This window comes from Myxococcus qinghaiensis (assembly GCF_024198215.1).
Classification (GTDB): Bacteria; Myxococcota; Myxococcia; order Myxococcales; family Myxococcaceae; genus Myxococcus; species Myxococcus qinghaiensis.
Genome location: NZ_JAKCFA010000002.1, coordinates 643,300 through 652,790, shown reverse-complemented (window position 1 = coordinate 652,790; position 9,491 = coordinate 643,300). Strand labels below are relative to the sequence as shown.

At 69.2% G+C, this 9,491-nt stretch carries 5 protein-coding genes; 3 read left to right on the top strand and 2 right to left on the bottom strand.

Annotation, left to right across the window (positions count from 1 at the left end):
- Window positions 1-1,178, top strand: a 1,178-nt coding sequence (locus LZ199_RS05125; RefSeq protein ID WP_253992506.1) for an alpha/beta fold hydrolase, incomplete at its 5' end; no start/stop codon positions are given.
- Between the two features lie 39 nt (window positions 1,179-1,217).
- Window positions 1,218-2,006, top strand: a complete 789-nt coding sequence (locus LZ199_RS05120) for a DUF4336 domain-containing protein (protein ID WP_253992505.1) — start codon at window positions 1,218-1,220, stop codon at window positions 2,004-2,006.
- A gap of 13 nt (window positions 2,007-2,019) precedes the next feature.
- Here LZ199_RS05120 and LZ199_RS05115 read toward each other — a convergent pair whose 3' ends face one another.
- On the bottom strand, window positions 2,020-3,018 hold the full coding sequence (locus LZ199_RS05115; protein ID WP_253992504.1) for an N-acetylmuramoyl-L-alanine amidase family protein: 999 nt from the start codon (window positions 3,016-3,018) through the stop codon (window positions 2,020-2,022).
- A gap of 152 nt (window positions 3,019-3,170) precedes the next feature.
- Between LZ199_RS05115 and LZ199_RS05110 the strand changes: the two genes are divergently transcribed.
- Window positions 3,171-6,740 (top strand): DEAD/DEAH box helicase, encoded by a 3,570-nt coding sequence (locus LZ199_RS05110; RefSeq protein WP_253992503.1) that lies wholly within the window; start codon window positions 3,171-3,173, stop codon window positions 6,738-6,740.
- A 101-nt stretch (window positions 6,741-6,841) separates the two neighbouring features.
- Here the strand turns inward: LZ199_RS05110 and lon are convergent, their stop codons facing one another.
- Window positions 6,842-9,334, bottom strand: coding sequence for an endopeptidase La (lon, locus tag LZ199_RS05105; protein WP_253992502.1), 2,493 nt, complete (start codon window positions 9,332-9,334; stop codon window positions 6,842-6,844).
- Window positions 9,335-9,491: the final 157 nt, after the last annotated feature.

Here is a 9,491-nt window from a genome sequence, read left to right as displayed (position 1 = left end):
TGACGGCGAACGGGAAGGTGGACCGCAGGGCATTGCCGGCGCCGGAAGACGTGGCGCAGGCAGCGGAGGAGTACGAGGCGCCGAGGCCGGGGACGGAAGAGAAGCTGGCGGAGGTCTTCGCGGAGGTGCTGGGAGCGAAGCGAGTCGGGAGGAAGGACGACTTCTTCGAGCTGGGAGGGCACTCGCTGCTGGCGACGCAAGTCGTGGCGAGGGTGCGCGCGCTCATGGGCGTGGATGTCCCATTGCGTGCGCTCTTCGAAGCACCCACGGTGGAGCAGCTCGCGTCCTGGCTGGAAGGAACTCGGGCGGGTGGCGCGGTCCGAGACTGCGTGACGTTGCAGGGTGAGGGCTCGGGCACACCGGTGTTCTTCGTTCACGCGGTGGGTGGCGCGGTGGGCCCCTACCGGTTGCTCGCGCGCACGCTGGGAACGGAGCGACCCTTCTATGGGCTCCAGGCGCCTGGGTTGGACGGAGACGAGGCCCCGTTGGAGCAGGTGGATGCGCTGGCCCGTCGCTACGTCGCATCCATGCGAGCGGTGCGGCCGGAGGGCCCCTACATCCTGGGGGGCTGGTCCATGGGTGGCGTCATCGCCTTCGAGATGGCGCGTGAGCTGGAGCGACAGGGACAACAGGTGGAGCAACTCGTGCTCCTCGACAGCTTCGCTCCAGGGGACGAATCCCTCATGACCTCGCCAGAGGACGCGCTGCTGCTCACGGGCATGGCGATGGATCTGGCGCGCACGGCAGGAGCAGAGTCGACGCTGCGTCCGGAGCTGCTCATGGGTCTCACGGAAGACGAGCAGTTCGCCCGATTCGCGGAACATGCACGCGGCGCCGGCTGGCTGCCTCCCGAGGTCCAGGACACCGACCTCCAAGCCTGGCGTGATGTGACGCGAGCGAACCTCCGTGCGCTATCCGCCTATCGTCCAGGTCCCTACGGTGGACCCATGTTGCTGCTCCGCGCGAAGGACGCGAAGCGCGAGCGCGCCGTGGATGCGAGCCATGGTTGGTCGCGCTGGGTCGCTCCCGGCCAACTCACCGTGGAGGACGTCGGCGGCGACCACTACAGCGCGTTGCGAGCCCCGTACGTCAACGCACTGGCCTCGCGACTGGCGCGCATCCTCGGGGACGCAGAGGCGAAGGTGGAACGCGAAGACGACCGGGACGCGGGCACATAGTCGAGGTGCGCAGCGTCCCGGAGTTGGTATGACAGGGCCATGACTGCTGGAAACCGCGACAGCGCCCATGAACCCGGCGAGTGGAGCGAAGGGGTACGTCCCTACGCTCCGCTCTCGACGCTCAAGCCCGTCGCAGAGGGCATCTGGTGGGTGGATGGGCCCGTCGCCAAGATGAGCTATGGCCCGGTGACGCTGCCATTTCCCACGCGCATGGTCATCGTCCGGCTGCGCTCAGGGGGCTTGTGGCTCTGGTCGCCCACGGCGCCCACACCCGAGCTGTTCGCGGAACTCGATGCGCTCGGGCGAGTCGAGCACCTCGTGTCGCCGAACCGGTTCCACTACGCGGCCATCCCAGCCTGGAAGGCGCGCTACCCGCATGCGACGGTCTGGGCCTCGCCAGGAGTTCGTGAGCGCGCACGCTCGCAGAAGCTCGATGTTCCCTTCGACGCAGATCTCCAGGATGGTGCCCCGGAGGCCTGGGCGAACGACCTCGAACAGCTCATCTTCCGAGGCAGCCGCTTCGTCGAAGAGGTCGTGTTCTTCCACAAGGGCTCCGCGACGTTGATCCTCGCGGACATGGTCATGGCGCTCGAACCAGAGCGCGTACAGCCGCGCTTCCGGTGGCTGCTCGCTCTCGGTGCCACCATGTGGCCGGGGCAGACGCCTTTCGAGGTTCAGGTGACATCCTGGGGGCGAAAGTCTCAAGCGCGCGCCTGCTACCAACGGATGCTCGGATGGCAGCCGCGGCAGGTGCTGGTCGCACATGGCCGCTGCTATCTCGACGACGCGGTGGTCCAGCTCGAGCGCGCCTTCGCCTGGCTGCGCTGACGCAAGGTCCTCGTCAGCGGCTGTTCGCCTGGGGCGCCGCGACGAGAGCTGGCGTGAAGGCATCCACGAGCCCTTGCGTCACCGCCGAACCAAACGCCTCCAGCGTGCGCTCCTCGCGCCACCGTGCGGCCTCCTCGAAGTCGAGCGCATGGTGCGTCTCGATGATGACGGAGGGGATGGTCGGCTTGCGCAGCACGAAGATGCGTCGATGCGTGGGCTCTCTCGCCACGAAGACCCCGGCCTGCGCGGAGTCAGCGGCATAGAGCCCCGTGTAGTCCACGCCGTCGTAGTGCAGGAAGCCCACCTGGGACAGGTTCCGAGCAAGCGCCCGCGCCAACGAGGCCCTGCGCGCCTGAAGTGACGGCTCCGCCTCCTCGGACCACAGCACGCTGAACCCCGGCGTCGCGTCCTGTCGATTGCACTCCTGGCCCTCGGCGGGAGACCACGGCTGCGCCATCCCCCGTGAGTCCGAGTGGAGACTCACCAGCACGTGCGCACCCCAGCGCTCGGCCTCCGTGAGCCGGTCGGCGTAGGCGACCCGCTGTCCCGACTTGCGGCTGAGGCGCACCTCGAAGCGGCCCGTGGCCTCCAGTCGCCGCGCCAGGTCCTCGGCCACGCGCAACGTGAAGACCTCTTCGTCCTCACACGTGACGGACCGGTTGCCGGTGTTCCCCTCCGCCCCATGTCCTGCGTCCAGATACACGCGCTGCTTGCCGAACCCCTGGGGGAAACGCGCCGAGACGAGCGTCAGCGGCGCCCCGGATGCGGGCCATCTCGGCGACGCACGGTGGGCCTCGGGCTCTCCAGAGGGCGGCTTCGCGGGAGGCTCGACGACCACGCCCTTGGGTTCGGCCGGAGCGGTGGGAAGCGAGGAGCGACTGCCCTCCACCGACTCCCGCACCGCGCCCGAATCGACGGGCAGGGGGACGCGGTTCGCCTCGGTCGAGGCCCGCGTGCACGCAGGCCCCGCGAGCAGGATGACTCCCAGTCCCCACACTCCAGCGGTTTTCATCCTGACGGGTCCGACGCTCGGCAAGGGAGCGTCGTTCCGCAGTGTGCCGTGGAATGGCGGGGAAGCGGAAGTCACGGAAGGAAGGTTGCCTGCCCGGCCGCCTCGTCGTCGCGCTTGCGTTTCCCCTCCGCTTCGCGAAGAAGCGAAGGGCCATGTCCGTGGAGCGCCCGCAGCCCGTCCCCTCGACTGTCCCACACTTCGCCACGGAAGGCGCCCTGCGCTCCTGGCTGCGCGAGCACGGCATCGAGCACCTCTCCCGCTTGAGCCTCACCGTCCTGATGCCCTGGGTGGACGCCGCGCTCCTCCCCCAGGCCCGTCCCGCGACGGCCCGCCGCCGCCTGGTGGAGATGCTCAGTGAGGAGGCTCGGACGCGCTGGAGCCAGGAGTCCCTCCCGTCTCCGAAGATGAAGGAGTTGCTCCCGCTGCTCGCGTGGCGCTTCGTGGAGGAGGAGCGTCGGAATACGGAGCAGGCCCGCGCCTCGCTCCCCGAACGCCTCGCGCCGCCCCCGGAGGCACGCACGCACCGCGTCCATGCCCTGCTCCTGGACCTGCGCGGTCGCGCGCCCCACACCGTCGCCCCACGCCCCACGAGCGCCCTGAGTCGCGACGCGCTCCAGCTCGACTCCGAGCTCCCGGGCTTCCGCTTCCGCGAGACGCGCTGCTCGGAGCTGCCCTACGGCGCGCAGATGGGGTTCATCCTCCCGGAGGCGAATCTCACCTTCACGCCCACCGCCGTGCAGGGCGACTGCACCTGTGGCGCGCCTCCGTGTGTCCATCTGCTCGCGGCCATCGACACGGTGCTGCTGTGGCTGCGCCAGCCCTGGACGGAGGGCTTCGGCGAGACGCTCGACGAGCTGGTGCGTCCGGGTTGGGACCGCACGCTCCGGGCGCTGGAGCGCGCGCTCGACGAGGGCCTTGGGAGCGGCGCGGGCGTGGAGATCTCCTGGCGCGTCGACGTCATCGAGGGCTATGGCGTGGAGGTGCACCCGTACGTGCACCGGCGCAACAAGAAGGGTCAGCGCTCGACGGGTGCGAAGGTGAGCCGACGCAAGCTGCTTCAAGAGCACGGCGCGCAGCTGTCCTCGCTCGACGCGCGCCTCGCGTCGCTGCTCCCGGACAACGACGGGCCCGCCTCCCGCGCGCTGCTCGTCGAACTGGTGGAACATCCGCGCCTTTATCAGGAGGGCACGCAGGACCTGCTCGTCCACGTCGAGCGCGCCAAAGTGGGCATCGTCGCGGTGGAGCGGGGTGGGGCGGTGGTCGTCACCGCGGGCGTGGACGGCGCGACGTTGGCTTCGTCGATGGTGGAACGCGTGCGCAAGTCGAAGCCCGAGGAGGCGCTCTTCCTCTGGGACGAGGGTGCGCGTCAGCTCACCCTCCTGGACGTGGGCCCGGAGGTCCGCGCGCTCGCCACGGTGCTTCATCGCCACGGCAACGTCTTCCCGCCGGAGAGCCACGGCGTGCTGTTGGAGAAGCTGGCGAAGCTGGCCGTGCGGCTGCCCGTGTCGCTTCCTCGCGGTGTCATGGGCGAGCGCGTTCCCGTGCTCCAGCTCCCGGTGCTGCGCCTCGAACTCGAGCCCGGCGGCGCGGTGCGCGCGGACCTGCGCGTGCGAGCCCTCCCGGACAGCACATCCTTCATCCCCGGTGAGGGGCCTCGGGATGTCTACGTGCGCCGTGGCAACGACGCCGTGCACACCGTGCGCGACTTCGTGAAGGAGCTGGCGCTGGCGGAGTCGCTCCAGACGCGCCTGCCCTTCGCGCTGGCCGAGCCACAGGTGATGCCCTTCTCGTACACCTTCACCGGAGTGCAGGGGGCGCTCGCGCTGCTCGCCGCGTGTCAGGAGCTGGAGCCGCGTCCAGAGCTGGAGTGGCTGGGCTCACCGCTTCGAATCGCGAGCCACCGAGGCGCCAGCGCGCTGAAAATCACCGTCGAGCGCAAGCGGGACTGGTTCGGGATGCTCGGCGGGCTCGCGGTGCAGGGCGAGCGCGTGGAGCTGGCGCGACTGCTCGATGCCGCGCGCCGCAAGGAGCGCTTCGTCCTGGTGAAGGACCACACCTACGTGGAGGTCGAAGAGGCGCTGCGGCAGCACCTGGAGCGGCTCGCGGACCATGCCCACTCGTCGCGCCATGGCCTGGAAGTAGGGCCGGCCGCCGCGGAGTCGCTGTCCGCCCTGAGTGGCGCGGGCGCGGAGCTGGAGGCGGACAAGACCTGGCAGGGGCTCGTCGAGCGCATCTTCGCCGCGAAGGAGCTGAAGCCGAAGGTCCCCGCGACGCTGAAGACGGAGCTGCGCGACTATCAAGCGGAGGGCTTCCGCTGGCTCACGCGACTGGCCTCATGGGGCGCGGGCGCGGTGCTGGCGGATGACATGGGTCTGGGCAAGACGGTGCAAGCCCTGGCCGTCCTGCTGGAGCGAAGCAAGCACGGCCCCGCGCTCGTGTTGGCGCCCACCTCCGTGGCCTTCAACTGGATGGACGAGGCGAAGCGCTTCGCGCCCTCGCTGCGGATGCGGCTCTTCTCCGAGGCGGCGGACCGGGGCGGGCTGCTCGAACGGCTGGGGCCCAGGGACGTGCTCGTCATCAGCTACGGCCTGCTGACGCGCGACATCGGCCGGCTGTCCGAGCTGCGCTTCGCCACCATCGTCTTCGACGAGGCCCAGGCCCTGAAGAACGCCGGCACGCATCGCTTCCGCGCGGCCAGGGCGCTCCAGGGTGACTTCAAGTTCGCCCTCTCCGGCACGCCGCTGGAGAACCACCTGGGCGAGCTGTGGAGCATCTTCTCCCTCGTCTTCCCGGGGCTGCTCGGCAGTCAGGAGGCGTTCCGCACCCGGTTCGCCATCCCCATCGAGCGACGCGTGGACCCCACGGCGGCCCCCGCGCTCGCCCGCGTGCTGCAACCCTTCCTCCTGCGTCGCACCAAGGCCCAGGTGGAGGCGCAGCTCCCTCCACGCACCGACGTGCGCGTGCCCGTCGTGTTGTCCTCGGACGAGTGGACGCTGTACGAGGACGCGCGGCTGGCGGCCATCTCCGCACTGGAGTCCCGGCCGGAGGTCATGCGAGAGCGACGGGAGCGCGAGCACGAGCAGCGCTTCGAGGTGCTCGCGGCCCTCACCCGGCTGCGACTGCTGGCCTCGCATCCGCGCCTCTACGACGCCGCGTCGCGCGTGGAGTCCTCCAAGCTGGAGCGCTTCCTGGAGCTCGTGGACGAGCTGCGCGCCGAGGGGCATCGCGCCCTCGTCTTCAGCCAGTTCACCTCGCACCTGGCCCTGGTGCGGGAGGTGCTGGACGCGCGCGGCATCGTCTACGAGTACCTGGACGGCCACACCACGCCCCGGGGCCGCGCCGAGGCCGTGAAGGCCTTCCAGGAGGGCACCGCGCCGCTGTTCCTCATCTCCCTCAAGGCCGGTGGCTTCGGCCTCAACCTCACCGCCGCGAACAGCGTCATCCACCTGGACCCGTGGTGGAACCCGGCCGTGGAGGATCAGGCCTCGGACCGCGCGCACCGCATCGGCCAGGAGCGCCCCGTCACCGTCTACCGGCTGGTGGCGCGCGGCACGATTGAAGAGCAGATGCTCTCCCTGCACGAGCACAAGCGCGCGCTCGTCGCGGACGTGCTGGAGGGCAAGGACGGCGCGGGAAGGCTCTCCACCCAGGAGCTGCTCGGCCTGCTCTCCCAGCGGCTCTCCGGGCCCGACGCGCAGGACACACCGCCGACGCGGCACTGAAGCAGCGGGGCAGGGCAGGGCGCCCGCAAAGACAACGGGCAGGTCCCTCGCAAGGAGGAACCTGCCCGCGTCATGACTCAGTGGCCGTCAGGGGCCCGCGCTTAAGCGCGAACCTCGGGAGCCGCGCCAGCGTCAGCGGCCTGCGGAGGCAGGGCCTCCTTGCCCGGCTCGCCACCCGGAGTCCCCGCCGACGACTTGAACGGCGACGTCTCCAGCGCGGCCTTGAGGACCTCGTCCATCTGCGTGACGAAGATGAACTCCAGCTCGTTCTTCGCCTGGTCAGGCACGTCCACCAGGTCCTTGCGGCAACGCTCGGGCAGGATGACCCGCTTGATGCCCGCGCGGTGAGCCGCCAGCACCTTCTCCTTGATGCCACCCACCGGCAGGACCAGGCCACGCAGCGTGGCCTCGCCCGTCATCGCTGTGTCGTGCCGCACCCGGATGCCCGTGAGCAGGCTGGTGAGCGCGGTGAGGATGGTGACGCCCGCGGAAGGACCATCCTTGGGGATGGAGCCCGCCGGGAAGTGCAGGTGCAGGTCCGTCTTCTCCAGGAAGTTGGAGCTGATGCCGAGCAGCTCCGCCTTGCTGCGCAGGTAGCTCAGCGCCGCCGTCGCGCTCTCCTTCATCACGTCGCCGAGCTGGCCGGTGAGCGTCATGCCGCCCTTGCCCGCCATCTTCGTCGCCTCGATGAAGAGAAGGTCTCCACCGGCCGCCGTCCAGGCCAGACCCGTGGCCACGCCCGGAACCTCCGTGCGCTCCGCGACTTCCGAGTAGAACATCTCGGGCCCGAGGATCTCCTTCACGCGATCCGGGTTGATGGTCTGCTTGTCCATCTTCCCACCCGCGACCTCCACCGCGACCGCGCGGCAGATGTCCGCGATGCGCCGCTCCAGGTTACGCACGCCCGCCTCGCGGGTGTACGCCGTGGTCAGCGTCAGCAGCGCCTCGTCGGTGATCTCGATGTGATCCGGGCTGAGGCCGTGCTCCTTGAGCTGCTTGGGCACCAGGTGGATCCGCGCGATGCTCTGCTTCTCCTCGAAGGTGTAGCCCGACAGCTCGATGATCTCCATGCGGTCACGGAGCGGACCGGGGATGGGGTCGAGCTGGTTCGCCGTGGCGACGAACATCACCTTGGACAAGTCGAACGGCACGTCGAGGTAGTGGTCGCTGAACGAGTTGTTCTGCTCCGGGTCCAGCACCTCGAGCAGCGCCGCGCTCGGGTCTCCGCGGAAGTCCGCGCCGAGCTTGTCGATCTCGTCGAGCATCATGACCGGGTTCTTCGTGCCGGCCTTCTTCATGCTCTGGATGAAGCGGCCGGGCAGCGCGCCGACGTAGGTGCGCCGGTGGCCGCGGATCTCCGCCTCGTCACGCACGCCGCCGAGCGACAGGCGCACGAACTTGCGGCCCGTGGCCTTGGCCACGCTCTGACCCAGCGACGTCTTGCCGACGCCCGGAGGACCGACGAGGCACAGGATGGGCCCGCGCATGTCGTTCTTCAGCTTGCGCACCGCCAGGTACTCCAGGATGCGCTTCTTGACCTTCTTGATGCCGAAGTGGTCCTTGTCCAGCTGCTGGCGCGCGTTCTCGATGTCGAGGTTGTCCTCGGAGATCTTCGACCACGGCAGGTCGGCGATCCAATCCAGGTAGGTGCGCGCGACGGTGTACTCGCTGGAGGCCGCCGGAATGGTCTTCAGGCGGTTGAGCTCCTTGTTCGCCACCTTCTCCACGTCGGGAGGCAGGGCCGCCTTCTTCAGGCGCTCCTGGAGCTCGTCGAGCTCCTCTTCCTCCTCACCCATCTCCCCGAGCTCTTCCTTGATCGCCTTGAGCTGCTGGCGCAGGTAGTACTCGCGCTGGGTCTTCGACATCTCGCCCTTCACGGCGGAGTCGATCTTGTTGGAGAGCTTGAGGATCTCCCGCTTGCGGTTGAGCAGCTCGAGCACGAGCTTCATCCGCGCCTTGAGATCAACGGTCTCCAGGACGGCCTGCTTCTCCTCGATCGGCACGTCCACGTTGGCGGCGATGAGGTCGGCGAGGTGGCCGGGGTGGGTGATGCTCTCCACCAGCTCCGTGGCGGCGGCCGGCAGCTCGGGCATCAGCTCGATGACCTCGCGCGCCAGCTTCTTGAGGTTGATGCCCAGGGCCTCCACTTCGACGTTCTCGGCGGAGGTCTTGTCCTCCACCGCGTCGACGCGGGCCTTGAGGTAGGGGGCTTCCTGGACCAGCTCCACCACGCGGAACCGCGCGAGCCCCTGCACGACGAGCGAGTAGTTGTCCTCGCCCATCTTCAGCAGCTTCACGATGCGGGCGACGGTGCCCATGGTGTAGAGGTCGGCGGCGCCCGGATCCTCTTCCTCGGCGCGGCGCTGCGTGACGACGCCGATGACCTGGTCGTCGCGCACCGCGTCCTTGATCAGGGCGATGGTCTTCTGGCGGCCGACGGCCAGCGGGAGCACGCCGCCGGGGAAGAAGACGCTGTTGCGCAGGGGCAGGATGGGGAGAACCTGCGGGATGTCTTCCTTGTTGATGAGCCCGGGAGGGGCCATCGCGGTGGGCATGGCGCTCGCGGCGGTGCCCTTCTTCTTCTCATCGGACATGAAGTTCGGCCTCTTCCTTCGTCTTCAAGCCCGGCCGTGCGAGCGGCCGAGCCGGTGAACATCTGTCGGTTTCTTGCGGCAGATGAACCAACGTAACAACCAAAACGCCCATGGCAAACGCCGTGTGCGATTTTCCACGTCCAAGTCGGATGCCAGA